This is a genomic window from Marinobacter sp., from assembly GCF_044799475.1.
GTDB lineage: Bacteria > Pseudomonadota > Gammaproteobacteria > Pseudomonadales > Oleiphilaceae > Marinobacter.
Genome location: NZ_CP085217.1, coordinates 88,739 through 114,839 on the forward strand (window position 1 = coordinate 88,739; position 26,101 = coordinate 114,839).

The window sequence follows — 26,101 nt, forward strand, 5'->3', positions numbered from 1 at the left end:
ATCACTGGGTGGCACTCTTCCAGTGGGCAGCACCCACAAAAATGAGCTGGAGGAAGCGGGTGGTGCGGGTTTTGACCTGCTCCACCTGATATTCGTCCTCCGGTGATATGCCGAGAAGGTCGGTAAGGCTGAAGGCAACACTGCGCACCACCAGATCACAGGTCAGATCGAGGTCACTGTCGCTCAAATGCTCCATGAGGCGCATGCGGCGCAGATCGTTTGCCAGTTCGCTGGTGAAAAACCGCATTTCGCTGCGTATCCCTTCCTGAACTGCCCGGCTCTCTCCCGCGAGGCCCTGGGCCATGAAAAAGAAGAACGCGCGGTTGGCCTGAACGTGGCTGACGAAAATAGCCACTGATTCTTCCATCAGCTTGTCTGCCTGGAGCACATTTGCTCTGGCCTCCCGCATCATCTTGCGCAGCACCAGCCCCAGCTCGTCCACCAGCTGCAGCCCGAGATCGTCCATGTTGCGAAAATGACGATAAAAGGAGGTGGGTACCACCCCCGCCTCCCGGGTTACCTCACGGATTCCCAAACTGACAAAATGCCGGCCGCGGCCCACGAGCGCCAGCGCTGCAACCATCAGTTTCTCCCGGGTTTCGCCCGGCTTGCGCCGTTTTCTGTCAACCATAAACACTCACGCCTGATGTTATCTGCACCGTCCGGGATCAATGAGGCTTCCCTCTGAATATTTCCCGGCCTGATTTATGTAACAAGTGTACACATATTTTTATTTTCCGGGGCGGAAAACCCAGAATTTCGGGCCATAAACAGGAATAAAAATACTGCGCGCTCCCGTAAAACAACACAATAATCCTGTTTAATCTTTTACTTTCAATACATTGGAGTATTTCATGGTGACCTGCCCGGAGGGTTTGACAGTTCCCGGGCCACTTGTGTACAGTCGTTCACATCTTGTGAACACTCGTACACCAGGTACGTTTGAAAGGAAACGCTTTACAGCATATGGAGACCATCATGCTATCCAGAATCGAACAGATCATACCTCTCCAGTGGCTGGGCAGGCAGCTTTTTAACCGGGAAGACCCGGCTGCTTTTTTCGACCCGTTACTGGAAAAACTCAACCCCATGTGGGTGCGCCAGTATGTACCGGCACAGGTCAGCGCCATTATCGACGAGACTGCGGACACCAGAACCTTCGTGCTCCGTCCGGCTGCACGCTGGGCCGGCTTTGAGGCCGGACAGCACGTCAATGTCGGCGTCGGGATTGATGGCGTCCGTCACAATCGCACCTTCAGCCTCTCCAGCTCACCGTTCCAGTGGCACAGCGAAGGTACCGTGACCCTGACCATCAAGCGACTGCCGGGCGGCCTGGTGACCAACTGGATGCACGATCACCTGGAAGCCGGCGATGTCATCGGGCTGGGCGAAGCCTTTGGGGATTTCCGGCTGCCCGAAACCAGCGAGCCGGCACTGTACATCGCCGGAGGCAGCGGCATCACGCCGGTCCTGAGCCAACTGGAAACCATGGCGGACAGTGATTACCGGGCACCGGTGACGCTGCTTTACTTCGTTCGCACACAGGCAGACATAATCGGGGCGGAGAAACTCCACGCGCTGCGCCAGCGCTGGCCGGCCCTGACACTGAAAATCATCGCGACAGCCGAAGGCGAAGCGCCCGAACATCTGAACGATGGCCATCTCAGGCAGGTGCCTGACATCAAGGGCCGTCGCTGTTACCTGTGCGGACCTGAAGGGTTGATGGATGAGGCCAACAGACTGCTGCAGGAGCACGGCATCTACGGCGAAAACATCCATAGCACCTTCTTCTCGGTGCCCACCGCGACCCTGCTCAGTGATGGCCTTGGCGGGGAGGTGAGCTTTAGCCGCAGCGGAGCAGGTGTTAATTCCGACGGAGATGCACCCCTGCTGGAGATTGCTGAAGCTGCAGGCCTCTCGCCGCGCCATGGCTGTCGCATGGGGATCTGCCATCAATGCAGCTGCCGGAAAACCAGTGGCACCGTGATTAGCCGCCTCACCGGAAAAGCATCCGGGCCGGGAGAGGAAACAATCCAGCTCTGTATCTCGGTGCCCCGTGGCCCGGTCACTCTGGACCTGTGACCCGGCTTCCAACACACCGAGACTGACATTATCTGGCCCGCATGCCACAACCATCGGGCAGGGAGTTAAAGCATGAAAAAGCTGACTGACGAACAACTGAAAGGACTGGAACAGGACCTGAACACCATACGGGAAGAGGTGCTTGCCGATCTGGGTGAGCGGGATGCCCGCTACATCCGCAAAATCATCCGTCTGCATCGCACCCTTGAAGTGGGTGGCCGGGTGATGATGCCCTTTGGCTTTATTCCCCCGGTATTCCTCGCTGCGGTGGCAAGTCTTGGGCTGTCCAAAATTCTGGAAAACATGGAGATCGGTCACAACGTCATGCATGGCCAGTATGACTGGATGAACGACCCCTCACTGCACTCCCAGACCTATGAATGGGATACCGCCTGTGATGGCGACTCCTGGCGGCGTACCCACAACTACGAGCACCATACCTTTACCAACATCATCGGCAAGGATCGGGACTATGGCTACGCCCTGCTCCGCCTGAATGATGACGAGCCCTGGCGGCCGGCTCACAGCCTCCAGTTTCTGAACTACGTGGCACTCAGCACCTTCTTCCAGTGGGGAGTCGGCCTGCACGAACTTGAGTTTGAACGGTTGCGCAGCAGGGAGATCACCCTGGCTGACAAGGAAGCCTTCCTGAAGGAATTCCTCCGCAAGGGCGGGCGTCAGGCCTTCAAGGACTATGTGTTCTTCCCTGCGGTCACCCTGCCGGTAGCCCCCATCGTTCTGACGGGTAATGTCGGTGCCAATCTCATCCGTAATCTGTGGGCCTCAACAGTGATCTTCTGTGGCCATTTCACCCAGGACGCGGAGACCTTCACCGAAGCGGAATGCGAAAACGAGGGCAAGGGACAGTGGTACCTGCGTCAGCTTACCGGCTCAAGCAACTTCACCGGTGGCAAATGGATGCATATCCTGAGCGGGCACCTGAGCTATCAGATTGAACACCATGTGTTTCCCGACCTGCCGGCCCATCGTTACCGCGAGATCGCGCCCAGGGTACAGGCCACCTGTGAAAAGTATGGCATTCACTACAATTCGGGCAGTTTTGCAAAGCAGTACGGTACTGTGGTGAAACGGATTTTGCGGTTTTCCCTGCCAGACAGGTTAAGAACTCGGCTCGAGGCCGCCTGAACGGCAATCAGGTAAGGCCGAGCAGCCTGATCAGCTGTGGCTGCTGGCGCTCCGACATGAGATCCGCAAGGGTGTAATTGTCGAGGGCGCCGAGGAATTTTTCAAGGGCCTCCCCCAGCGCCTTCCTGAAAAGGCAGGCAGGGCTGATGTGGCACTGGTTGTCCGGGCCAAAGCATTCAGCTAACCGAAAATCCGGCTCTACCTCTCTCACCAGAACCCCGATGTTTATCTCCTCCGGCCGCAGGCACAACTTCAGGCCACCACTCTTGCCCCGGACCGTTTCCACATAGCCGGCACGGCTGAGTTCCCCGACAAGCTTCATCAGATGGTTTCTGGAAATATCATAGCCATCCGCGATCTCTCTGACCGGGACCAGCCTGTCGTCTTCCAGAGCCAGGTAAACCAGAACCCTGACAGCATAGTCAGTGTAACGGGTTATATGCATCAGAATGTCCCGATAGGAATTGAAAGTCGCAAAATGCTTTTCAAAAGGGCAAAGCAGAGGGGCACCCCGCCCCTTCATAAAAGATACATTATTCATATTAAGTCCGGCATCTCGATTCCGTTTTTCGGGAGGCCAGAATTTATCGGCTTGGGAATACCTCTACAAGAACCTATGTTAAAGGGGGGGGGGGATTTTTCAAAGCTTTCCGTTTTTTTGGCTGCGAAAAACCAAAGCAGCAGTTCAGATGAATTAATACGTTTTATCCATACGGGGGAAGCTCTGAAAAATGGAAGCGGTAACAGCGCTGGCCAGAAGAATCCCGGGGCATCCGGATAAGCATATTTCCTCCGAACCCTCCTCAGGCGATCTGCAGTAACCTCAGCAACTGGGGTTTCTCCCGGTCCGCCAGCAGGTCTTTCAGGGTGTGCTGGTCGAGAATATCGAGAAAGGCTTTCATGGCATCAGCCAGAATATGCTTGAGATTGCATACCGGTGTGATCCGGCACTGGTTATCGAATGAAAAGCATTCCACCAGCTCAAAGTTCTGTTCGGTTTCCCTCAGGAGAACTCCGAGATTTATCTCTTCCGGACTGCGGTTCAGTCGCATGCCGCCATTCTTGCCCCGCAGAGTCTCTATGTAGCCCATCAGGCCAAGCTGGTGCACCAGCTTCATCAGGTGGCTTTTGGAGATGCCATAACTGTCGGCAATTTCCTTGATCGTCACCAGACGCCCGTCCTGGAGTCCCAGGTAGATGAGAACCCGCAGTGCGTAGTCGGAATAGGTTGTAAGGTGCATGGAAAAACTCCTGTCAGGGGCCGCCGGGTGATGGCCTTGTAAGCACAAATCCGGCTACACCCAGAGCAAAAATGGCAAATACGATCAGCCCCCCGGCCGGTACGCCCGAGGCCGTCATCACCAGGCCGCTGAACAGCAGCATGAGGCAGGCCAGCCATTTGGCGGCAACAGGAACAGCGCCGCTGTCGTGCCAGGCAGCCAGCACCGGCCCAAGGGTGCGATGATTCCGCAGCCAGCGAGTCAGGGCGGGGGAACTGCGGCTTGCTGACCAGAACGCAAGAAGGGCAAAAGGCGTGGTCGGCAGCAGCGGCAGGACCACTCCAGCCAGAGCCAGCAAAACGCTGATACTGGCAAGAACACGCCAGGCACCCCGTCGGATCACTCCCCCTGTCGCCATGGACGGCCCTCCCGACCTCTCTCCAATTTCTCTGCCGCCCCGCTCCTTAATGCACCGGTAAGCCCAGCGACTTGAGCGACGCCAGGCGGGCAATATAGGAAATCTTCAGCCCTGTGGCAAAAACCAGGGTACCGATGTGCATCGCCACCTGCCCCGGCAGAGGAAGCATGTCAGCCAGCGGATAGGCCATGACCACGGTGGCCACGAGTGCCAGCAGACAAAACAGTAGCGAGCCATTGGACCAGGAAAGCAGCCTGTTCATCCCGGACCTCCTTTAACATCTATTAGTAGTAGATCTTATATTAGCTATCGAATCCTGGTTTCGCAAGACTTTCGCAACGACATTAAGACCATAAACCATAATGTTTGAATCAATATCCGGGATGAATACCACCAAATAGGTACCTATTTTCAGCTTCTGGAATACCTCCATATAAAATTGAACATCGACCGTCAATAGATGTTTAATAGCCACGAAGAAAGCATCAGGTGCGGCGCCTGGAGTCTGCCGCTGCTTGCCCTTCAGGAGGATCTGCAATGATCCTGCCCCAACCACCCCGCAGTGCTCCGGCCTGCCCACAATCCCGGCATCAAAAAAGCCGGATAAGGAGACCAGTGCCATGGCTAGTTACCGCCGCCTTTGGCTAATTCTGATCGTTGTTCTTGGACTCACGTTTACCCTGCTTGGCTACTTCGGCGCTGAGGTCTACCGCACGGCACCGCCCATTCCCGACCACGTGGTCTCGGAAAGTGGCGAAACCCTGATGACGGAGGAAAGCATTCTCGATGGCCAGACTGCCTGGCAGTCCGTGGGCGGCATGCAGCTGGGGTCCATCTGGGGTCATGGCGCCTACCAGGCACCGGACTGGACGGCGGACTGGCTGCACCGGGAGCTGATGGCCTGGCTCGAACTGGCTGCACAGGACATCTACGGCACCTCTTACCATGAGCTCAACGGAAAGCAGCAGAACGATCTGCAATATGATCTCAAGTCCGAGTACCGCACCAACAGTCATGATGAGGCGAGCGACACCCTGATGCTGTCAGACCGCCGCGTCGAGGCCATTCGGGAAACGGCTGCCTATTACATCCGCCTGTTCGGCAATGACCTGGCTCTGCAGCCCACCCGCGAAAACTACGCGATGAAGGAAAACACCCTGCCCAGCCTGGAACGGCGTGAGCAGATGACGGAGTTCTTCTTCTGGACCGCCTGGGCGGCGTCAACGGAGCGTCCTGGTGACGACGCCACCTACACCAACAACTGGCCCCATGAGCCGCTGATCGACAATGTTCCCACATCAGAGAACATCATCTGGTCCCTGGTGAGCGTTGTGCTGCTGGTTGCTGGCATTGGCGGCCTCATCTGGGCCTGGGCTTTCCTGCGCCGCCATGACGAGGAAGAGCCCGCAGCACCCCTGAAGGACCCGATAACAACCTTTCAGATCACACCTTCCCAGGGGGCTCTGGGCAAGTATCTGGTTCTGGTGGTGGGCCTGTTCGCCTTCCAGATGATGGTAGGTGGTCTTACCGCGCACTACACTGTTGAAGGTCAGGGTTTCTACGGCTTCAATCTTTCCGAATGGCTTCCCTACTCTCTGGTCCGCACCTGGCATATTCAGGCAGCGCTGTTCTGGATTGCCACAGGCTTCCTGGCTGCCGGGCTCTTCCTGGCCCCCATCATCAACGGTGGCAGGGACCCGAAATACCAGAAACTGGGAGTCAATGTCCTGTTCTGGGCCCTGGTTGCAGTGGTGATCGGGTCATTTGTCGGCAACTACCTGGCCATCGCCCAGATCATGCCCAAGGAACTCAGTTTCTGGCTCGGTCACCAGGGCTACGAATACGTGGATCTTGGCCGATTCTGGCAGATTGGCAAGTTCACGGGCATAGTGCTCTGGCTGGTTCTGATGCTGCGGGGCATAGTCCCCGCTCTCAGACAGCCTGGGGACAAAAACCTGCTGGCCCTGCTCACCGCCTCGGTGGTCGCCATCGGCCTGTTCTACGGCGCCGGCTTCTTCTACGGCGAGCGCACCCACATCTCGATCATGGAATACTGGCGCTGGTGGATCGTACACCTGTGGGTTGAGGGCTTCTTTGAGGTATTCGCCACTGCGGCCCTTGCTTTCATCTTCTGCAGCATGGGTCTTGTGTCCCGTACCATGGCTACATCCGCCAGCCTGGCATCGGCCTCGCTGTTCATGCTCGGCGGCGTACCGGGAACCTTCCACCACCTGTACTTTTCCGGTACCACCACGCCGGTGATGGCGGTAGGCGCGACCTTCAGTGCCCTTGAAGTGGTTCCACTGATCGTGCTCGGCTACGAAGCCTGGGAGAACTGGCGTCTGAAAAGCCGCGCCCCCTGGATGGAGAACATCCGCTGGCCCCTCATGTTCTTCGTGGCGGTTGCCTTCTGGAACATGCTGGGTGCCGGGGTGCTGGGCTTCATGATCAACCCTCCCATTGCGCTCTATTACATCCAGGGCCTGAACACTACGCCAACCCATGCCCATGCAGCTCTCTTCGGGGTATACGGGTTCCTCGCCCTCGGCTTCACCCTGCTGATTATGCGCTACATCCGGCCCCAACTGGTGCTGGATGAGCGGCTGATGCGGACAGGTTTCTGGTGGCTGAACACAGGTCTGGTGCTAATGCTTTTCACCAGTCTGCTGCCGGTGGGTATCATCCAGTTCGTGGCCAGCGCCAGCGAAGGTCTCTGGTACGCACGCAGCGAGGGCTTCATGCAGTCCGGGATACTCCAGACGCTGCGCTGGGTGCGGACGATTGGCGATGTGGTTTTCATCATTGGTGGTCTGGCGATCGTCTGGCAGGTGGTGAAAGGCGTCTTTTTACCGGATGTTCGGCCTTCGGAGGATATTCCTGACGAGGTTGTGACCGAGACCGTCTGATCCCGCTTTCTGATTGATCCTTTGGGCGCCCTCCGGCGCCCTTTTTTGTGGCTAAGGAAAAGTCAGGGGCTACCACCCCAGAGGTATCGGCCCAAGCCCGGGCATCTGGGATAATCAGATAAACCATTCAGACACCAGGGGGAAACCTGCCCATGTCACAGGCGCCACTGACGGACCGCTTCGGTCGCACCATCAACTATGTGCGCCTGTCAGTCACCGACCGCTGCGACTTCCGCTGCGTCTATTGCATGGCCGAAGACATGACCTTCCTGCCCCGCCAGCAGGTCCTCACCCTGGAGGAAATCGCCCGGCTCGCCCGCACCTTTATCTCCCTGGGCACCGGGAAAATCCGCCTCACCGGGGGCGAACCCCTGGTACGTAAGGACATCATGGAACTGGTGCGGGAAATCGGCACCATGGGGCTCCGTGACTTTGCCATGACCAGCAATGGCAGTCAGTTACCCCATATGGCCGGGGACCTTCGCAGAGCCGGCCTGCACCGCCTGAACATCAGCCTGGATTCGCTCGATGCCGACAGATTCCGGAACATTACCCGGACCGGCAGGCTATCCCAGGTCCTGGACGGCATAGATGCAGCCTGTGAAGCCGGCTTCCGTGGCATCAAGCTGAATACGGTAGTAATGAAAGGGCGCAACGACGACGAGATTCCGGAACTGATCGAATTTGCCCGCCGCAAAAAGGTGGACATCAGCTTTATCGAGGAAATGCCCCTGGGCGCTATCTCAGAACACGACCGCAGCGAGGCCTTCTGCAGCAGCGATGAAGTGCGCGGCATCATCCGCCAGCACCACGAGCTGATTCCCGCCACCGAAGACTCAGGTGGCCCTGCCCGCTATTACCGGATGCCAGGCAGCCAGATCAGGGTCGGCTTCATCTCGCCCCATTCCCATAACTTCTGCGCCACCTGCAACCGGGTCAGGGTAACTGTGGAGGGTCGCCTTCTGCTGTGTCTGGGCAACGAGCATTCAGTGGACCTGCGGCGTGTGCTAAGGGGCCATCCGGTCAATGACCACAAACTGCGCCAGACCATCATCGACGCCATGGACCTGAAGCCGGAGAAGCATCACTTTTCAACCAACGGGGATGTTCAGATTCTCCGGTTTATGAATATGACAGGCGGTTGAGGCCACTGGGCCTCTGGCTCGGAGTTAACGCCCGGAGGGCCCACCCACTTCCGGGCTTATTCGGCTTTAGTGCTCGCCTTCATGATTATTCATTCCTATTTCTTTATGTGACATATCCTGGGTCAAATGCTCCATAGTTACATCTTTGAACTCAACGACTTCTCCGCCAAATTCATTGGCGAATTCTACCGCTGAGTTTTCCGATGCGAACGAGGCCAGGGTTGGCCCCATGGCGCCCGTGCGCTCCGACCCCACCACAAAGAAAGCTTCCCGGGCGTCGATCAGAGCGGTGTCGTCCGGGTGTTCCCAGTCGGTCTGCGCCATGTCATGAACGTAGAGGGTGTGGTCACGTTTTGCGTTTTCGGGCTGTAGTGCCCAGGAGAACATGTCGCGGGTGGAACAGAACTTGTGTACCTGCTGATCTCTGGCGGTTATGGCTTCGCCCTTGGGGCCGGGGAAGCGGGTTATGGCCATACCGCAGACATGGCACTCATCGCCGGATTCAATATGCACCGGGTCTGGCTTTTCGGTGAGCTGTTCTTCGGTTTCGGAGCAGCCGGCCAGTAACAGGGCAAACATCACCGCTGCGGACAGAAGCTTGAAATTGACTGTACCCATGAAGATCTCCGTGTCAGATTCGGCGGCTGCGGAACAGGGCCCAGGCAGCGGCGAGGGGAATAACAAACCAGAGCACCAGGGCGAACCACAGCCCATTGGCACCAATGGGCAGGTCTGCGCCGAGGCTCAGTACGCCGCTCAGCTGGGCGCCCTCCCCGAAGGCGACGATGTTGAGCAGGCGGTAAATGTCGGTGGGGTTGAGCATCAGCAGCCAGGGCAGCAGTTCAGGGCTGAGTCTGCCTTCACTGGCCACCAGAATGCCCAGCAGCATCAGATCGAAGACCAGCACGAAGAAGAACCAGATACCCAGCGCCATGCCGGCGGCTACGGGCTTTTCACTGACCCGCACGCTGATCATGTAAGCCAGCGCAATAAAGCCCCAGCCCAGCAGGATGGTGGAGACGATAAACCGGAACATGGCGGCGGCCAGGGCCCCAACGGCCACATCATCCACCAGCAGGGCGATGGCAACGCCGGCGACGCCAAAACCGAGCAGCGTGGCAAAAGCCAGCGTCAGGCCATGACCGAGAAACTTGCCGAACAGCAACTGTCCACGGCTCAGCGGATAGGTCATCAGCAGAAGCAGTGTGCCGCCTTCTTCTTCTCCCACAATGGCATCATAGGCCAGCAGAAGCGCGATCAGGGGAATCAGGAAAATACCCAGGCTGGCCAGGCTGGCGATGGTGGCGGGAGTGGAAGCATAACCCACCTGCCCCGAAGCCGCCGCGCCAAACCAGGCGATGCCCAGTGCCAGAATGGCAAACACCAGGGCAATGGCCATCAGCCAGCGGTTGCGCAGGCTGTCACTGAGTTCTTTACGGGCGATGGTCCAGATGCTGTTCACCTGGCACCTCCACGATGCGCCAGGCCACCGGCGCCGATAAAGTGCACGTATACATCCTCCAGTGTGGGCTGGTGAATACCAAGGTCCTGAACCTCCCCTGACTTCAGCAGGGACTGAATGAGAGCCATTTTTTCCGAGGGACGAACGTCCACCTGCAGGCGCCCGTTATCTTTTCTGATCATCAGGCCATTACCCGCTGAGGCAACGGCTTTTTCCAGCGTTGAGATATCGCCGGCCGGCTCGATGGCGAGGGTCACCGGCATATTTGCCTGCCGACGCAGGGAAGGCAGATCCCCCACGGCCTTCACGGCGCCATCGGTAAGAATGGCAGCCCGGTCTATGTAGGGCTCTACACCAGGAAGCACATGGGAACACAGCACAATACCTGTGCCCTCGTCCCGCAGTTTGCGCAACAACCGGTACAGATCCGCCGTTGCCACCGGGTCCAGCCCTACCGTGGGCTCATCCAGCATCAGCAGTTTCGGTTTGCCCAGAAGAGCCTGAGCCAGCCCCAGACGCTGGCGCATGCCCTTGGAGTAGGTTTTCACCCGCGCATTCACGGCATCGCCGAGGCCCACCTGCTCCAGCAACTCCGGCACCTGCTTCAGTGGCGCCCCTTTGAGCCGGGCAAAATGATTGAGAATCTCCCGGCCGGTCAGTTGCGGGTAGAACATCACGTTTTCCGGCAGGTAGCCAATGTGCTGGCTGACATGGGGATTACCCGCCTCGCCGTCGAGCACCGACAACCTGCCCTGGGTCGGTGTCATCAAACCCAGAATCAGCTTGATGCTGGTAGTTTTGCCAGCGCCGTTGTGGCCAAACAGCCCAAGAATCTCTCCGGGTTCCAGGCGCAGATCAACGCCGTTCAGTACCAGTGCCTTGTCGTATCGGTAACTCACATTCTCAAGACGGAAACAGCTCATCGGGACTCCGGTTGAATGGATTCGGGCTGACTCATCAGCGGGTGGGAATCTCTGACACCGGCTGCTTTGACCACGGGAAACGCATCCTGCACCCACCGCAAAGTATCAACAGCCGGGCTGAACATCAGCACCTTGGCTTCCGGATAGGTCCAAAGCAGGCGATCAACATTGTCATTGGGCTCGTAGGGCACATCACCGACACCATCCTGATTGCGGTCCCATCCCAGATAATCACTCCAGTAGTTGCCCCGCCCATCCTTCGACCACTCCTGAGTACGGGTGGCCACATACTTCACCTGACGCTGGTTATGCACAAACGCGTTACTGAAAACTTCGTTTTCTTCTGACCCTGCCGTCAGATGAATCCCGATATTGCTGTCGCGGAACACATTGTCCTCGAAGGTGTTGTACAGCGAGTTATAAATGAACACCGCCTTACCTTCTGCCCCGGAAATGACAACCCCACCGGTCTGGCCCTGCGACACGCCGGTCACCACGTTGCCCCGCAATTCGGAGTTGGTAATGAAATTCATCAGAATGCCGTAATTTTCATCATTCTCGGACCGGTTATTGATCACCTTCAGATACTTGCTCTGCATCAACGCATACCCGGTCCGCGTGCCCCGGGTAACATTGCCCTCCAGCAGATTGTGCATCGAATACATGTAATGAATGCCATAACGCAGATCCGTGATCAGGTTCCCGCGAAGCTCGTTATTGTTGGCCGTCTCGATATAGATACCGTCCCGGGTCTGACTGATGTCATTGCCCTCAATCAACGCCCCGGTGGTGTTGAACATATGAATTCCGTTTCCCCGATCCTGTGACCGGATACCGACGTCACCACGAATGTGGTTACCAAGAACCGTCACATCCCTGGTGCCATCCAGCCAGATCCCGAAAGCCGGTCCGAACAATCGGTTATTCTCAATCACCGCCCCCCGCGCCTCCGGCGCCACAAAAATCCCCGCATCCAACTCATTCAGATCGCCTCCCCAGTTACGCAACTCGCAACCGGAAAACGTCACCTCCTCCGCCAGAATATCGATAGCGTTGCCCTCACCACCAGCATCGATTACGGTTTCGGAATGGCACGACACCGTGACCCCGGGCACCCGGAAATCCAGCGACGAAATTTGCTCAGGGGGAAGCTCAAAGACAGCACCGGGTTCCAGTGCATCAAGCTGTTCCTGCAGGTCCGCATGAGCGGTCAGCGATAACAGAGCGACTGTCAGGGCCACCCCATAACGCAAAAGTTGGTACATCAAGATCTCTCTGAAGATGAATTAACGCGAGGCCAGCACCAAAAGTGCGGCAATCCAAGTGGAGAGACCTTTCCAAAACTGTGCGGAGCCATGGATGGCGTAGCCCAAGCGTCACATGGATGTGCCGCAAGGAGCGTGTTTTGGAAAGGTCTCTCCACTTGGGTTGCTACTCCGAACCCCAAGGCTGGGGCCTCAACCAGGAAGCCCCAACCCAGGATCAGTCAACAGAAGGTCAGGCCTTCTCAACCAGCATGCGACCACCCATCTCCATGTGCAGCGCATGACAGAACCAGTTGCAGTAGTACCAGTAAACCCCCGGCTTACCCGCCGTAAAGGTCACCGACGCAGTCTGCTGTGGACTGATTTCCATGCTCACCCCGTGGTTCACCATACAGAACCCGTGAGTCACATCCTCAATCATATCCAGATTGGTCACATACACCGTAACCTCATCCCCCGCCTTGACCCTGAACTCATTCATCCCGAACTGTGGCGCCACAGAGGTCATGTAAACACGCACCCTGTTGCCGTCACGGATCACCTCATTGGCAGCTTCCAGAGTAATCCCGTCCTTCTCTGCCTGTGCGCGGGCGCTGGCGAACGAGGGATCATCACGGCCGTAAATCTTCTTCGTCTTGATCTGATCACGACGCACCAGAATACAGTCGTGAGGCTCCGCAAACGCCGGGCCGTCATGAACCAGCTTCATTTCTTCGCCGGAGATATCAATCAACTGATCATTCTCCGGATGCAGCGGGCCTACCGGCAGGAAGCGATCCTTGGAGAACTTGGACAGAACAACCAGCCATTTGCCATCCGCATCACGGGATTCAGTCAATGATGCATGGTTGTGCCCCGGCTGGTAATGCACGTCCAGCTTCTGACGGATGTAGTTAACATCTTCACCATTGTAATGCCTGATGGCATCGGCGATGTTCCACTTACACACCTGACTGTCGATAAACAGAGTGGTGTAGGCGTTGCCACGACCATCGTAGGTGGTGTGCAGCGGCCCAAGGCCCAGCTCCGGCTCGGCCACAATGGCGTCGCGCAACTCGATCTTGTCATCAAAGACATCATCCAGCTTGTCGATCTGGATAATGGAACAGGTGGGCGACAGCTTGCCGTTGGCAACGAAGTATTTGCCATCCGGTGACGTGTTCAGACCGTGCGGGTTTTTCGGAACCGGGATGTAACGGGTGAGTTTCGACCCTTCACGCCCGTCCACCACCGGCACGTCGGAATCGCCGACAGTTTTGAAGTCGCCGTTCTTGACGGCCGCTTCAATACGCTCGACATTGAACACCACAACCCAGTCGCGGTCGTTACGCATGGTGCCAGCCAGATCTACTGCTTTCTCCGAGTTGTAGCAGGTGGAGGCAGCGTACTTGCCGGTGTAATCGGCATCGGTGTTATCGAGGTTGCCGTTAACGATCACCTGCCAGGCCACCTCCATGGTGTCCGCATCAACAGCACTGAACATGGTGTAGCTGTTTTCCAGGCTGAAATCGCTGCCGTCATTCGGGTGTGGGATCACAAATTCTGCATTACAGAACACGTACCTGGTGCGGGGCACTTTCTGCAGCCGCAGGCCGTGAATGGCCTGGACGTTCGGCACATGAGTGATCTTGTCCGTCTTCATGATATCCAGCCGGATACGGGCAATACGGCTATTGGCTTTGTCATTGATAAACAGATATTTGCCGTCGTAGCGCCCGTCCTCCATGGAGATGTGCGGGTGGTGACAGTCACCGTTCAGGTACGTATTGTCGTGCCCCAGCACATCTTTGCTCTCATTGGTGATACCCCAGCCGGTGGCCGAGTCCACATTGAAGACCGGAATGCGCATCAGCTCACGCATGGACGGAATGCCAAGGACACGCACCTCGCCCTGGTGGCCACCACTCCAGAAGCCGTAGTATTCGTCAAGCTCACCCGGGCCGACATGAACCTTGTTTTTGGCGTCCTCGACCGCAGCAGCCCAGGACTCCCGTGTCATCACGGCGCCGCCAAGGCCCGTAGCCCCTACGGCACCCGCCAGTGCGGTCGCGCTCAGGAATTTACGGCGACTCAGGCCGCTCTCGGAGGCCGGATCATCCCGGTGAAATTCGTCTTTTTTGCTCATCCTGGTATTCTCCTTTTCAGGGTATGGGGGCAGCTGTTAGCCCACCTGGGTGACCGGAATTCGTTCCGGTGCTGACTGGTCGTCCGGCGCATTTCTACCCCGGCGGCGTCCCCGGCGCTTGAGGATAAGCGGCGGGCACTTGTTGTCGTTGAAATAGGTGACCTGGCAGTCAAGACAGTAATGGCACTCCATGTAGTTAATTGTGCCGTCCGGGTGGATAGCCTGGACCTCGCACTCTTTGGCGCAGAGCTGACAGGGGTTGCCGCACTCATGCCGGCGCTTGAGCCAGTCGAATATCCGGAAACGGGTAGGGATCGTGAGCGCCGCCCCGAGCGGGCAGAGGTACCGGCAGAAGACCTTGCGGGTAAACAGGTTCACCACCAGCAGCAATACCGCATAGGTCACAAAAGGCCAGCTACGGTCAAATTTCAGCGTGATGGCGGTTTTGAACGGCTCGACTTCCGCCAGCTGCTCGGCGTGGCTCATTGAGCCCAGGGACACACCAAAGAGGACAAGCAGAATCAGATACTTGATTGCCCACAGCCGCTCATGAATGGCGAAGGGCACAGTGTACTGGGGGATTTTGATCTTCCGGGCAATCTCGTTGAGCAGTTCCTGGAGCGCGCCGAAGGGACACAGCCAGCCGCAGTAAACCGCCCGCCCCCACAGGAGTATGATGCCTGCCACCGCCGCCCAGAGTATGAAAATAACCGGATCAATGAGGAACGTGCTCCAGGTGAAATTGGTGAACAGGCTGTGGGTAAAGGTGAGGACGTTGACAATGGAAAGCTGGCCCATTGCATACCAGCCGATGAACACCAGAGTGTAGACGAGAAAGGCATGCCGGATCGGACGGAGAAGCCGGGGACGCCTTGAAAGCCAGTCCTGAAAGAACAGGATGAACACCAGCACACCTATGCCGACGCCAAGCACCGCAATCTGAAACTCCCTCTGATCCCAGACCTGCACCCACAGGGGCTGGCTTTCCAGCCACTCTTCTTCGGTCAGCTCGGGGTCAGGCCGGGTGTAATACTGGTCTGGCAGCTGATATTCCAGCGGGAACAGCGCAAACTTGCTATCCAGAGGGCCGGTCTGTCGCCTGATGGAAAGCTCCAGCGACCAGGGCGCGCCAGGATCAAAATCGTACTGCTGGCGAATGATAAAGATCGCCATCTCGGAAAAATCAGGCATGCCCCCGGCATAAACATCACTCAGGCGGTAAAAGTCCAGATCGCGGAAATTGAAGGTATCGCCGAACTGGCGAATCTGGATACGATCGAAAATGCCGCCACGCACGTAACCCGAGCCCTTGAACGAGTAGTCTCCGCTGGCCATCACCGCGATGGCATGTTCACCCTCTTTCAGTTCGGACATTAACCAATCGTACTGGCTTTGACCCAGCAGGTTCCTGCCAATGGTGGGAACATTCAGATAACCGGTGTAGAGATCAATCAGTGCCTCGTCGCGCTCATCCGGAGCTGCTTCATCAATACCTTCCGCCTCGGTTCCCTGAAAGGCATCATCCACCTGCCCCCGGGTCACCAACAAGCGGCGGACAGAGCCATCACCAGTTAATTGCTCCCAGCTTTTTTCCCTGAACTCACCAGTCCGGAGTTCAGCCATTGGCGGCCTGGAGTCGCTTCCACCCTCAACCATTCCCAGCTCAACACCAATGCGGTGAGCTGTTTTCATAATGACTTCGTTGATCACCATCACCGTTACGGTGGCCCCGGAAAGACCATCCACAGCAGTACGGCGCTCGGTCGATTTACCGCCCACCGTGACTCGCTGGTCAGCCTTGAGGCCCACGTACTGGTCCGTAAATTCGTGCATCCTGATTTCAGGAATGCCAATCAGCAGAATCGGCTCATCGTGGTGTATCACCCGCGCACCCTGGATTTCCCCCCCGGTGTCCAGAACTACCACAGCATTCAGGGGTTTGCCGGAATAGGCAGGCGTCTGGACAAAATCCAGGGTCTCGTAGGCGTAGCCAAGGAGCTCATCACCGGCGTAAAGTTCCTTGATGGCACGGTTGTCATCCCGGGCCGAAAAGTGGGTAGCTGAAGGGAATACCTGGGTGATTACCTGGCGTGCAGCCAGCGGTTTGTAGTTTTCCACTGGCTCCGCCTGGACGACCGAAGTGCCCAGGGAAAAAAACAGCACGATAAATGCGGGAAACAGTCGGCAAAACGTCACAGCGTGGCCTCGATCAGTTAAGGCTCAGAGCCTGGCCGGCAGGATCCAGCGGCAGATAGTTCCCGATGTGGCCGAGGCGGATGGATTCCACCATCATGGTCATCGGCTGCCTCGCCTCATCGGAAGACGGCTCCACCCCTCCCCGGCCAGACATCGCGGCTACAAATACCACGTCCCATGCCTGACCGGTCTTGCGGGACTCCTCGGCAATCACATCAAATTCCGGCACCTCTGCAATGGTCTTGTCCACGCACACAACAGGGGTCAGGGCTCCGCCCTCGCCGCGCTCAAAGTTGGCTTTTTCGGCCTCGGAAGCATCTTCTGGCAACTCAGCCCGGCAGAAGACAAACAGCAGACGCTGGGGCTCAGACTGGTTACGGGCTTCGGAAATCAGGTCGGCATAGCTGGTTATCATCAGAATCCACTCACAGTGCAAAAATGTTGCAGGGCTGGTTTGTTCCCCGCCGGCAAGTTACTGGCTCACCTGGAACAGGCGGCCCGGGTCCTGTATGAACACCCGGCCCCGGTCAACCCGGACCAGCCCGTTGCTCTTGAGCTCATGAAGAACCCGGGACAGGGTCTCCGGCTGCATCGCCAGACGGGAGGCCACCAGGCATTTGGGCAGTGGCAGCTCCACCTCAGCATTGCCTGTCAGGCCATCCGGGAGCAGGTCAAGCAGGTACCGGACCAGACGGTCCCGTGCATTCTGCAGGGTCATGATTTCAAGATCGTGGAAGCGGGCCACGGCCCGGCTGGCATAGTGTCGCAGAACGCTTTCAGCGTAGGCCGGGCTCTGCTCAAGGACATCCCGGTAGGCCCGGATCGGAATGACCAGCACTTCACTGGATTTCAGCGCCTCGGCATAGCAGGCATAGCGTGCCGGATCTGCATAGATCATCACCTCAGCAAAACAGTCACCCGGGGCAAGGCTGTCCAGGGTGCGCTCAATACCGCTGGCATCCAGACGGAACAGTCGCAGCCGGCCGGAAACAACAAAGTAGAAATGCTGGGCCGGTGTGTCCTGACGGTAGAGCAGTTCCCGCTGCGCCAGGCTTACCCGTCGCACCTGCCGACCGATGGCACGAAAATCGTCCTCGCTGAAGGAACTGAAAAGGGCGTGCTGCCGGAGTGTATCCAGTTCAGAATCCGGCTCGTTTGCGGCCGGTAACTCCGCCACTGAATCCGTTCTTGCCAAAGCGACCATAGTGCCACCCTCGTACCAAAGGTAATCAGAATATGGGTTTATGGTACGTCGACAGGACGCGGGAAGCGCTCCCCCTTTGGAGGTAGCAGTCGGGTCGAGAGGAGGTAGGAAAAAGGGTGAGAGGGTTGGCAAGGGGCCCGCCACAGGCCGGCCCCATGTTTGTGACTTACTGCATTAGCGGTGAGTCCGGAAGCTCCAGGTCAACACCCTGAACTCCCCGCTCCAGTGCCAGAACCTGCAGGTACTGACGCAGGGCACGGCGGGTAACGCTTTCCAGCAGATACTGGCGGATCTTCGGCCGGGCATGTTCATAAGGCAATTGCTGACCTTCGATGCGCTGGTCCACACGGACGATGTGCCAGCCATAGCGACTCTCGATCAGCTCCGGGCCCAGACCTTCCTGCAGGCGCCAGACCGGGCGCTCAAATTCGTCCACTGTCTGTCCCCGGCTGATCTGGCCAAGGCTTCCACCCTGATGTTTTGACTCACAGGCGGAGTACTGCCTTGCCAGTTCATCAAAACGGACCCGGCCCTGGGTAAGAAAGTCGTGCAGTTGTCTGCCCACATCCTCCTGCCGCTGCCGCTCTTCCACATCATCTGGCGCGGCGGCCAGCAGAATATGACTGACGGCCAGCAGAGTCGGGCTGCAGAAGCGGTCCGGGTTGGCCTGATAGAAGCGCTCACAGGCCGCCTCGTCCAGTTCGGGAACGTCCAGCGCCTCGTCCAGCAGGGTTGCGATACGGACATCTTCCTCCAGAGAAGCGTCCACGCCGAGCTCATCCGCCCGGGTGACCAGCAGCTCCCGGATCACCAGACTCAGAGCCGCTTCGTGCCAGGCTGCAGCCACCTCTTCCGCCGGGTGATACTGCATCTCCCGGGCTATATCCTCCTCCGTGATCACTGTCTCACCGACCATGACCTGGGGAAACTGGTTTCTGGGTTTGTCGGCTTCGCCGGTTGGTATCAGTTGCATGGTGTTCGTCTCCAGAAAATTTATTTGCCGCGGACAGATTTTCAGACAGGGGTCAGATCAGGCTTGATCTGACCCCTGCCGTGGCGGCCACTCAGGCCCGCTTGCGCACCACCTGCGCATTCCTGGTGAAGTACTCCAGGGGTACGCTGAACATGTGCACCAGGCGGGTGAACGGGAAGATCAGGAAGATCAGCAGTCCCAGGAAGATGTGGGTCTTGTAGATCCAGTGCACTTCGGCGATGTAGCTCGCAGCGCGGGCGTCAAAGGTGAAGATGCCCTGGGCCCAGGAAGAGAACAGCAGCATGGTGGAGCCATCCAGGTGTCCCAGGGTGGGCAGGATGGTCAGCAGACCAAGAGCCACCTGAGCCGTCAGCAGCGCGATGATCAGAACGTCCCCGACTGTGCTGCTGGCCCGGATCCGGGGATCCGTGATGCGGCGGAAAAACAGCATTGCCCCGCCGATCAGACAGAAGACACCGGCAATCCCGCCCACGGTGATGGCCAGAATCTGCTTGGTGCCCGGAGTCATGAAGGGCTCATAGGCCCAGTGTGGAGTCAGCAGACCCACCAGGTGACCAAAGAAGATCACAATGATCCCGACATGGAACATCACACTGGCCATGCGCATGTTTTTCTTGCGCAGCATCTGGCTGGAGCCGGCACGCCAGGTGAACTGGCCGTGATCGTAACGCGTCCAGCAACCGATCAGGAACACCGCCAGCGCGATGTAGGGGAAGACCCCGAACAGCAATGTATTGAGATAGTTCATCACAGTAACCTCCTCTGCCCTCAGGCACGCCCGGCCGCATGGCCGGCATCTGTTATCAGCTGATCACTCAGGTGAATGGTCTGGCTCTGTTCCAGCTCGCGCCGGCGCTTTCCAATTACATCGCTGGTGCCGCAGGAGCCCCCCTGATCATCAACAAACTTCACCATTTCTTCCTCCCAGACCTTGTCCAGCGCCTCGGGGGTGTCGTCCCGCTCTTCCGACGCCACGATCGCTGCCAGTTCCTGGCGATCAGGTGCCCGGCCTGCCAGAGTCAGCAGGGATTCGAACACCGACTGATAAATGCTCTCACGCTGGAACAGCCGTTCGGCGAGCAGCCCGAGAATGTGGTGAATGTCTTCCAGCCAGTTCTGGACTTCTTCCCAGGGCCGCATCGACAGGTATTCCAGGAACAGGGGCAGGTAGTCCGGCAATTCCCGGGCATCAATCTCAAGCCCTGCCCTGTTGTAGGTTTCCATCAGGTCCACCATGGCCTGGCCCCGGTCCCGGGACTCTCCGTGTACATGCTCGAACAGCAGCAGAGACAGGGATCTGCCACGGTCGAACATGCCCACGTAGTTTTCCTGGTGATCCATCAGGTCGCCCTCGCACAGCATCTCAATGCAGCGCAGCAGTCCCTGTTTCTGGGCGGTGGGGAGGCGCTGATCTTCCAGCACCCCCGTTACCAGTGCGTCCCTGGCTTCCTGCAGCTCGGCGGTGGGGTAGTCCAGCAGCCGCGCCATTACTCTAAGTAGCATCATTGTCCTGTCCTTATTCCTGCAGCTGTTTGGGGTCGACCTGATGCACCGTGGCCAGCTTCTTGACCATGGTGGTAGTCTGCTTGCGTCCGCCGAAAAGGCTGAACTCACTGTCCCCACCACTGCAGCCATTACCGAAGCTGAAGCCGCAGCCGTTACGCTCGGCGTGGGCTGTGGCGTCCGGAAACGCTTCTTTCGCCAGTTCCCGGTGGCCGGTGGGAATCACGAAACGGTCCTCGTAATTCGCGATAGCCAGGTACCGATACATGTCGTCTGCCTGGGCCTTTGTCAGTCCGGCTTCTTCCAGAGCGCTAAGGTCTTCCACCCCTTCCACGGTTTCGGCACGCTTGTACTGACGCATGGCCATGATCCGCTTGAGGGCTCTTATCACAGGCTTCTCGTCACCGGCAGTCAGCAGGTTGGCCAGGTATTTGACCGGTATCCGCAGACTCTCGATATCAGGCAGCACACCGTTGAAACGGACCTTGCCGGCCTCAGCGGCTGACTGGATCGGTGACAGGGGCGGCACATACCAGACCATGGGCAGGGTGCGGTATTCCGGGTGCAGCGGCAGAGCCAGCTTCCAGTCCACCGCCATTTTGTATACCGGGGATTCCTGGGCCGCCTTGAGAACATTGTCCGGGATGCCATCCTTGCGGGCCTGCTCAATCACCTTGGGATCGAATGGGTCCAGGAAGATCTCCAGCTGCCGTTCGTACAGCTCATGCTCACCCGGCGCGCTGGCCACTTCTTCGATGCGGTCAGCGTCATAAAGCAGGACACCCAGGTAACGGATGCGGCCAACACAGGTTTCCGAACAGATGGTGGGCATGCCCGCTTCGATTCGCGGATAGCAGAAGATGCACTTCTCGGACTTGCCGGTTTTCCAGTTGTAGTAAATCTTCTTGTAGGGGCAGCCGCTGACGCACATGCGCCACCCCCGGCACTTGTCCTGATCGATCAGGACAATGCCGTCCTCTTCCCGCTTGTAGATGGCACCACTCGGACAGGAAGCCACGCAACTCGGATTGAGGCAGTGCTCGCACAGCCTGGGCAGATACATCATGAACGTGCTTTCGAACTGTCCATAGATGTCGGCCTGGATCTGGTCGAAGTTTTTGTCCTTGCGGCGCTTGGCAAATTCGGTGCCGAGGATCTCCTCCCAGTTGGGACCCCACTCGATCTTCTGCATGCGCTCCCCGGAGATCAGCGAGCGCGGCCGTGCGATGGGCTGATGCTTGCTGTCACCGGCGGTGTGCAGGTGCTGGTAGTCGAAATCGAACGGCTCGTAGTAGTCGTCGATTTCCGGCAGATCCGGGTTGGCGAAGATGTTCGCCAGTACCCGGAAGCGGCCGCCAATGCGGGGCTGGATCTTGCCTTTGGTGTCACGGATCCAGCCGCCCTTCCACTTCTCCTGGTTTTCCCATTCCTTGGGATAGCCGATACCCGGCTTGGTTTCGACGTTGTTGAACCATGCGTATTCCATGCCTTCGCGGCTGGTCCATACGTTTTTGCAGGTGACCGAACAGGTGTGACAACCGATACACTTGTCGAGGTTCAGCACCATGCCGACCTGGGAACGAATCTTCATTTTACAGCCTCCTGTACGGTGTCATTGCCTTCGCCATCCAGCCAGTCGATGCGATGCATCTTGCGGATTACCACGAACTCGTCGCGGTTTGAGCCGACGGTTCCGTAGTAGTTGAACCCGTAGGACTGCTGGGCGTAGCCGCCAATCATGTGGGTCGGCTTGGGGCAGACCCGGGTGACCGAGTTGTGGATCCCACCCCGGGTGCCGGTGACTTCCGAACCCGGAATGTTCACCAGGCGTTCCTGGGCGTGATACATCATCACCATCCCCGGCATGACCCGCTGGCTCACCACGGCCCGGGCCGCAATGGCACCGTTGACGTTGAACAGCTCGATCCAGTCGTTGTCCACCACGCCTATCTCGACGGCGTCGTCTTCGCTCATCCACACGATGGGGCCACCACGGGACAGGGTCAGCATCAGCAGGTTGTCACTGTAGGTACTGTGAATACCCCACTTCTGGTGCGGTGTTATCCAGTTCATCGCCTTTTCCGGGTTGCCGTTAGGCTTCTTGCCCAGCATGGAGGCTGTTGTCTTGGTGTTGATGGGCGGCCGGTACACCAGCAGGCTTTCCCCGAAGGCCCGCATCCACTCGTGATCCTGATAGAACTGCTGACGGCCGGTCAGGGTGCGCCAGGGAATCAGCTCATGGACGTTGGTGTAACCGGCGCTGTAGGACACATGCTCGTCTTCGAGACCGGACCAGGTGGGGCTGGATATGATCTTGCGGGGCTGGGCCACTACATCCCGGAAGCGGATCTTTTCGTCTTCCTTGGGCAGTGCCAGGTGGCTGTGATCCAGGCCGGTAAACTCTGACAGCGCCTTCCAGGCCTTCACCGCCACCTGGCCGTTGGTTTCCGGTGCCAGTGACAGGATCACTTCCGCCGCATCGATGGCGGACTCGATCCTGGCCATGCCAGCATTGGCTCCTTCCCGGTGCTCGTGATTCAGGGCCCGCAGGAATTTCACCTCATTATCGGTATTCCAGCTGATGCCCTTGCCACCGTTACCCAGCTTCTCCAGCAGCGGCCCCAGCGCAGTAAAGCGGGCGTAGGTGTTAGGGTAGTCCCGCTCAACGGTGACAAAGCTCGGAGCAGTCTTGCCGGGAATCAGGTCGCATTCGCCCTTTTTCCAGTCCTTCACATCAATGGGCTGGCCGAGCTCGGCCGGCGCATCGTGCAGCAGGGGCAGGGTGACCACGTCCTTTTCCTTGCCCAGGTGCCCAACGGCCGCCTTTGAGAAGGATTTTGCGATGCCCTTGTAGATTTCCCAGTCACTGCGGGCCTCCCAGGCCGGGTCGGTGGCTGCCGTCAGGGGGTGAATGAACGGGTGCATGTCGGAGGTATTGAGATCGTCTTTCTCATACCAGGTAGCCGTTGGCAGCACCACGTCCGAATACAGACAGGTGGTGGACATGCGGAAATCGAGGGTTACCAGCAGGTCCAGCTTGCCTTCCGGCGCCTTGTCGTGCCAGACCACCTCTTCCGGCTTGACGCCTCCCTCTTCGCCAAGGTCCTTGCCCTGCAGGCCGTTTTTGGTGCCCAGCAGGTATTTGAGCATGTACTCATGGCCCTTGCCGGAGGAGCCAAGGAGGTTGGAGCGCCAGATGAACATGTTGCGGGGGTGGTTCTGGGGTGCTTCCGGATCTTCACAGGCGAATGCCAGGGAACCGTCCTTCAGGCTCTTTGCAACATAGTCGGACACCTCCATACCGGCCTTTTCAGCCTCGGCGGCGATGCCCAGCGGATTGCGGTTGAGCTGGGGCGCAGACGGCAGCCACCCCATGCGTTCGGAGCGCACGTTGTAGTCGATCAGGCTGCCACCAAAGCGCTTCTTGTCCGCCAGCGGGGACAGGATTTCGTCCACACCCAGCTTCTCGTAACGCCACTGGCCAGAGTGGGCATAGAAGAAGGAAGTGGAGTTCATCTGCCTCGGTGGGCGCTGCCAGTCCAGGCCAAAGGCCAGCGGCTGCCAGCCAGTCTGGGGCCGCAGCTTTTCCTGGCCCACGTAGTGTGCCCAGCCACCACCGCTCTGCCCCACGCAGCCGCACATGATCAGCATGTTGATCAGGCCACGGTAGTTCATGTCCATGTGATACCAGTGGTTCATGCCGGCGCCGACGATGACCATGGAGCGGCCCTTCGTCTTGTGGGCGTTGTCGGCGAACTCACGGGCAATGCGGATGACCTTGTCCCGGGGCACACCGGTAATGCCCTCCTGCCACGCCGGGGTATACGGCCGGACCTGGTCAAAATCGGTGGCGCCGTCGTCTTCACCCAGGTTACGGCTGATGCCGTAGTTGGCGATCATCAGATCAAACACGGTGACCAGATGGCCGCTTTCACCATTGGCCAGCTCCACCTTGCGGCTGGGCAGCTTGTGGATGAGGATGTCCTTGCCTTCCACATGCGGGAAGTGCTCATGGGCGATGCCCCCGAAATACGGGAACGCGACATCCACAACTTCGTCATGGCTTTCCACCAGAGACAGGCGCAGCTTGTGCTCGCCCTGGCTCTCGCCGGCATTCTGTTTCAGGTTCCACTTGCCCTTTTCGCCCCAGCGGAAGCCGATGGTGCCATTGGGTGCCACCAGCTCGTTGCTGTCTTCGTCAATGGCGATGGTTTTCCATTCCGGGTTGTTACTCTCTCCAGCGGTATCCACCAGGTCACTTGCCCGCAGGAATCGGCCCGGCGCATAGCTGCCGTCTTCCCGGGACTCCAGCATGACCAGATAGGGCATGTCGGTGTAGCGGCGGACATAATCCGTAAAGTAGGCGCTGGGATTGTCAATATGGAATTCTTTGAGGATGACATGACCCATGGCCATGCCCAGCGCCGCGTCTGTGCCCTGCTTGGGGTTCAGCCACTCGTCGGACAGTTTGGAGACTTCCGCATAGTCCGGAGTAATGGCGACCGTCTTGGTACCCTTGTAACGCACCTCGGTGAAGAAGTGGGCATCCGGGGTACGGGTCTGGGGTACGTTGGAGCCCCAGGCGATGATATAGCCGCTGTTGTACCAGTCCGCGGATTCCGGCACATCGGTCTGCTCACCCCAGGTCATGGGGGAAGCTGGTGGCAGGTCACAGTACCAGTCGTAGAAGCTCATGCAGACGCCGCCGATCAGCGACAGATAGCGGCTGCCGGCAGCGTAGGAAATCATGGACATGGCGGGGATTGGCGAGAAGCCGAAAATCCGGTCCGGGCCGTGCTTTTTGGCGGTGTAGACGTTGGCGGCGCCAATCAGCTCGTTGACTTCGTCCCAGCTGGAGCGGACAAAACCACCCATTCCGCGGCGGGGCTTGTATTCGGCGGTCTTTGCCGGGTCTTCAACGATGGAAGCCCAGGCTTTTACCGGGTCCGCTTCTTCAGCCTTTGCCGCCCGCCAGAGCTTCATCAGATGCTTGCGCATCAGGGGGTACTTCAGGCGGTTTGCGCTGTACATATACCATGAGTAGCTGGCGCCACGGGGGCAGCCACGGGGCTCATGGTTGGGCAGATCCGGACGGGTACGGGGGTAGTCTGTCTGCTGGGTTTCCCAGGTGACCAGGCCATTCTTCACGTAGATTTTCCAGCTACAGGAGCCGGTACAGTTTACGCCGTGGGTGGAGCGCACAACCTTGTCGTGCTGCCAGCGCTGGCGGTAGCCGTCTTCCCAGTCGCGGTTTACATCGTGGGTTTCGCCGTGGCCGTTGGAAAACGACTCACGCTTTTTTCTGAAATAGCTCAGTTTATCGATCAAATGACTCATGGTCGTACTCCGTGGTCTCTCGCCGGACGCTAAGGATCAGGGACTCTGGCAAAGGATCCGAAACCCCGCGCCAGTGCCCATTCCGTTAACCGTCATTCTCCGGGATAAAACCCACGGAATCTGCATGGTTACCCCGAGATAGCCGGGGTCTACCACCAAGGGGATAGCTCGAATT

General features: G+C 58.2%; 23 protein-coding genes. 4 read left to right on the forward strand and 19 right to left on the reverse strand.

Annotation, left to right across the window (positions count from 1 at the left end):
- Position 1: 1 nt before the first annotated feature.
- The gene (locus LG327_RS00420; RefSeq protein ID WP_404364672.1) at positions 2 to 631 is read right to left on the reverse strand and encodes a TetR family transcriptional regulator; all 630 of its coding nucleotides are present in this window, start codon (positions 629 to 631) and stop codon (positions 2 to 4) included.
- Between the two features lie 347 nt (positions 632 to 978).
- On the opposite strand from LG327_RS00420, the gene LG327_RS00425 reads away from it, so the two are divergent.
- Positions 979 to 2,082, forward strand: coding sequence for a ferredoxin reductase (locus LG327_RS00425; protein WP_404364674.1), 1,104 nt, complete (start codon positions 979 to 981; stop codon positions 2,080 to 2,082).
- A gap of 72 nt (positions 2,083 to 2,154) precedes the next feature.
- Positions 2,155 to 3,228, forward strand: coding sequence for a fatty acid desaturase family protein (locus LG327_RS00430; RefSeq protein WP_404364676.1), 1,074 nt, complete (start codon positions 2,155 to 2,157; stop codon positions 3,226 to 3,228).
- 7 nt (positions 3,229 to 3,235) lie between these two features.
- Here LG327_RS00430 and LG327_RS00435 read toward each other — a convergent pair whose 3' ends face one another.
- From LG327_RS00435 to LG327_RS00455, 5 genes are all read right to left on the reverse strand, one after another.
- Positions 3,236 to 3,673 (reverse strand): RrF2 family transcriptional regulator, encoded by a 438-nt coding sequence (locus LG327_RS00435; RefSeq protein WP_404364678.1) that lies wholly within the window; start codon positions 3,671 to 3,673, stop codon positions 3,236 to 3,238.
- A 358-nt stretch (positions 3,674 to 4,031) separates the two neighbouring features.
- Positions 4,032 to 4,469, reverse strand: a complete 438-nt coding sequence (locus tag LG327_RS00440) for an RrF2 family transcriptional regulator (protein ID WP_404364680.1) — start codon at positions 4,467 to 4,469, stop codon at positions 4,032 to 4,034.
- Positions 4,470 to 4,482: 13 nt separating this feature from the next.
- A complete protein-coding gene (locus LG327_RS00445) occupies positions 4,483 to 4,866 on the reverse strand; it encodes a YbaN family protein (RefSeq protein ID WP_404364682.1) in 384 nt (127 codons plus the stop codon).
- Between the two features lie 46 nt (positions 4,867 to 4,912).
- A complete protein-coding gene (locus tag LG327_RS00450; RefSeq protein WP_404364684.1) occupies positions 4,913 to 5,128 on the reverse strand; it encodes a hypothetical protein in 216 nt (71 codons plus the stop codon).
- Positions 5,129 to 5,140: 12 nt separating this feature from the next.
- The gene (locus LG327_RS00455) at positions 5,141 to 5,488 is read right to left on the reverse strand and encodes a hypothetical protein (RefSeq protein ID WP_404364686.1); all 348 of its coding nucleotides are present in this window, start codon (positions 5,486 to 5,488) and stop codon (positions 5,141 to 5,143) included.
- Here LG327_RS00455 and LG327_RS00460 point away from each other — a divergent pair.
- Together LG327_RS00460 and moaA are read left to right on the forward strand one after the other, a co-directional pair.
- Positions 5,487 to 7,772: a nitric-oxide reductase large subunit gene (locus LG327_RS00460; protein WP_404364688.1), complete on the forward strand. Its 2,286-nt coding sequence runs from the start codon at positions 5,487 to 5,489 to the stop codon at positions 7,770 to 7,772. The two genes, LG327_RS00455 and LG327_RS00460, sit on opposite strands and share 2 nt — an antisense overlap.
- Positions 7,773 to 7,924: 152 nt before the next feature.
- The gene (gene moaA / locus LG327_RS00465; RefSeq protein WP_404364689.1) at positions 7,925 to 8,917 is read left to right on the forward strand and encodes a GTP 3',8-cyclase MoaA; all 993 of its coding nucleotides are present in this window, start codon (positions 7,925 to 7,927) and stop codon (positions 8,915 to 8,917) included.
- A gap of 66 nt (positions 8,918 to 8,983) precedes the next feature.
- On the opposite strand, the gene LG327_RS00470 is transcribed toward moaA, so the two are convergent.
- From LG327_RS00470 to LG327_RS00530, 13 genes are all read right to left on the reverse strand, one after another.
- Complete coding sequence (locus LG327_RS00470) at positions 8,984 to 9,535, reverse strand: nitrous oxide reductase accessory protein NosL (RefSeq protein ID WP_404364691.1); 552 nt, start codon at positions 9,533 to 9,535, stop codon at positions 8,984 to 8,986.
- A 13-nt stretch (positions 9,536 to 9,548) separates the two neighbouring features.
- Positions 9,549 to 10,379 (reverse strand): ABC transporter permease, encoded by an 831-nt coding sequence (locus LG327_RS00475; protein WP_404364693.1) that lies wholly within the window; start codon positions 10,377 to 10,379, stop codon positions 9,549 to 9,551.
- Positions 10,376 to 11,302, reverse strand: coding sequence for an ABC transporter ATP-binding protein (locus LG327_RS00480; RefSeq protein ID WP_404364695.1), 927 nt, complete (start codon positions 11,300 to 11,302; stop codon positions 10,376 to 10,378). The genes LG327_RS00475 and LG327_RS00480 overlap by 4 nt, the downstream gene beginning before the upstream one ends.
- The gene (locus tag LG327_RS00485; RefSeq protein WP_404364697.1) at positions 11,299 to 12,567 is read right to left on the reverse strand and encodes a nitrous oxide reductase family maturation protein NosD; all 1,269 of its coding nucleotides are present in this window, start codon (positions 12,565 to 12,567) and stop codon (positions 11,299 to 11,301) included. Before LG327_RS00485 ends, LG327_RS00480 begins: the two co-directional genes overlap by 4 nt.
- A 232-nt stretch (positions 12,568 to 12,799) precedes the next feature.
- On the reverse strand, positions 12,800 to 14,692 hold the full coding sequence (nosZ, locus tag LG327_RS00490; protein ID WP_404364699.1) for a TAT-dependent nitrous-oxide reductase: 1,893 nt from the start codon (positions 14,690 to 14,692) through the stop codon (positions 12,800 to 12,802).
- Between the two features lie 36 nt (positions 14,693 to 14,728).
- Entirely contained in the window at positions 14,729 to 16,888 is a 2,160-nt protein-coding gene (gene nosR, locus LG327_RS00495; protein WP_404364700.1) for a transcriptional regulator NosR, read from the reverse strand.
- Positions 16,889 to 16,901: 13 nt separating this feature from the next.
- Positions 16,902 to 17,303: a ribonucleotide reductase subunit alpha gene (locus LG327_RS00500; protein WP_404364702.1), complete on the reverse strand. Its 402-nt coding sequence runs from the start codon at positions 17,301 to 17,303 to the stop codon at positions 16,902 to 16,904.
- A 57-nt stretch (positions 17,304 to 17,360) separates the two neighbouring features.
- Positions 17,361 to 18,065: a Crp/Fnr family transcriptional regulator gene (locus tag LG327_RS00505; protein WP_404364704.1), complete on the reverse strand. Its 705-nt coding sequence runs from the start codon at positions 18,063 to 18,065 to the stop codon at positions 17,361 to 17,363.
- Between the two features lie 193 nt (positions 18,066 to 18,258).
- The gene (locus tag LG327_RS00510; RefSeq protein WP_404364706.1) at positions 18,259 to 19,065 is read right to left on the reverse strand and encodes a peptidylprolyl isomerase; all 807 of its coding nucleotides are present in this window, start codon (positions 19,063 to 19,065) and stop codon (positions 18,259 to 18,261) included.
- 91 nt (positions 19,066 to 19,156) lie between these two features.
- The gene (narI, locus tag LG327_RS00515) at positions 19,157 to 19,834 is read right to left on the reverse strand and encodes a respiratory nitrate reductase subunit gamma (protein WP_404364708.1); all 678 of its coding nucleotides are present in this window, start codon (positions 19,832 to 19,834) and stop codon (positions 19,157 to 19,159) included.
- A 20-nt stretch (positions 19,835 to 19,854) separates the two neighbouring features.
- Positions 19,855 to 20,592 carry a nitrate reductase molybdenum cofactor assembly chaperone gene (narJ, locus tag LG327_RS00520; RefSeq protein WP_404364710.1) on the reverse strand — a complete coding sequence of 246 codons (738 nt, stop codon included), beginning with the start codon at positions 20,590 to 20,592 and terminating at the stop codon, positions 19,855 to 19,857.
- Positions 20,593 to 20,602: 10 nt separating this feature from the next.
- The gene (gene narH / locus LG327_RS00525; protein ID WP_404364712.1) at positions 20,603 to 22,180 is read right to left on the reverse strand and encodes a nitrate reductase subunit beta; all 1,578 of its coding nucleotides are present in this window, start codon (positions 22,178 to 22,180) and stop codon (positions 20,603 to 20,605) included.
- Positions 22,177 to 25,926: a nitrate reductase subunit alpha gene (locus LG327_RS00530; protein WP_404364714.1), complete on the reverse strand. Its 3,750-nt coding sequence runs from the start codon at positions 25,924 to 25,926 to the stop codon at positions 22,177 to 22,179. Before LG327_RS00530 ends, narH begins: the two co-directional genes overlap by 4 nt.
- Positions 25,927 to 26,101 lie beyond the last annotated feature (175 nt).

Coding starts and splice junctions, on each gene's coding strand:
- narJ (WP_404364710.1), bottom strand. CDS start 20,592: ATGATGCTACTTAGAGTAATGGCGCGGCTGCTGGACTACCCCACCGCC.
- LG327_RS00510 (WP_404364706.1), bottom strand. CDS start 19,065: ATGCAACTGATACCAACCGGCGAAGCCGACAAACCCAGAAACCAGTTT.
- LG327_RS00455 (WP_404364686.1), bottom strand. CDS start 5,488: ATGGCACTGGTCTCCTTATCCGGCTTTTTTGATGCCGGGATTGTGGGC.
- LG327_RS00530 (WP_404364714.1), bottom strand. CDS start 25,926: ATGAGTCATTTGATCGATAAACTGAGCTATTTCAGAAAAAAGCGTGAG.
- LG327_RS00425 (WP_404364674.1), top strand. CDS start 979: ATGCTATCCAGAATCGAACAGATCATACCTCTCCAGTGGCTGGGCAGG.
- LG327_RS00470 (WP_404364691.1), bottom strand. CDS start 9,535: ATGGGTACAGTCAATTTCAAGCTTCTGTCCGCAGCGGTGATGTTTGCC.
- LG327_RS00445 (WP_404364682.1), bottom strand. CDS start 4,866: ATGGCGACAGGGGGAGTGATCCGACGGGGTGCCTGGCGTGTTCTTGCC.
- LG327_RS00420 (WP_404364672.1), bottom strand. CDS start 631: ATGGTTGACAGAAAACGGCGCAAGCCGGGCGAAACCCGGGAGAAACTG.
- LG327_RS00480 (WP_404364695.1), bottom strand. CDS start 11,302: ATGAGCTGTTTCCGTCTTGAGAATGTGAGTTACCGATACGACAAGGCA.
- narH (WP_404364712.1), bottom strand. CDS start 22,180: ATGAAGATTCGTTCCCAGGTCGGCATGGTGCTGAACCTCGACAAGTGT.
- LG327_RS00440 (WP_404364680.1), bottom strand. CDS start 4,469: ATGCACCTTACAACCTATTCCGACTACGCACTGCGGGTTCTCATCTAC.
- LG327_RS00430 (WP_404364676.1), top strand. CDS start 2,155: ATGAAAAAGCTGACTGACGAACAACTGAAAGGACTGGAACAGGACCTG.
- LG327_RS00450 (WP_404364684.1), bottom strand. CDS start 5,128: ATGAACAGGCTGCTTTCCTGGTCCAATGGCTCGCTACTGTTTTGTCTG.
- nosZ (WP_404364699.1), bottom strand. CDS start 14,692: ATGAGCAAAAAAGACGAATTTCACCGGGATGATCCGGCCTCCGAGAGC.
- LG327_RS00460 (WP_404364688.1), top strand. CDS start 5,487: ATGGCTAGTTACCGCCGCCTTTGGCTAATTCTGATCGTTGTTCTTGGA.
- LG327_RS00435 (WP_404364678.1), bottom strand. CDS start 3,673: ATGCATATAACCCGTTACACTGACTATGCTGTCAGGGTTCTGGTTTAC.
- moaA (WP_404364689.1), top strand. CDS start 7,925: ATGTCACAGGCGCCACTGACGGACCGCTTCGGTCGCACCATCAACTAT.
- LG327_RS00500 (WP_404364702.1), bottom strand. CDS start 17,303: ATGATAACCAGCTATGCCGACCTGATTTCCGAAGCCCGTAACCAGTCT.
- narI (WP_404364708.1), bottom strand. CDS start 19,834: ATGAACTATCTCAATACATTGCTGTTCGGGGTCTTCCCCTACATCGCG.
- LG327_RS00485 (WP_404364697.1), bottom strand. CDS start 12,567: ATGTACCAACTTTTGCGTTATGGGGTGGCCCTGACAGTCGCTCTGTTA.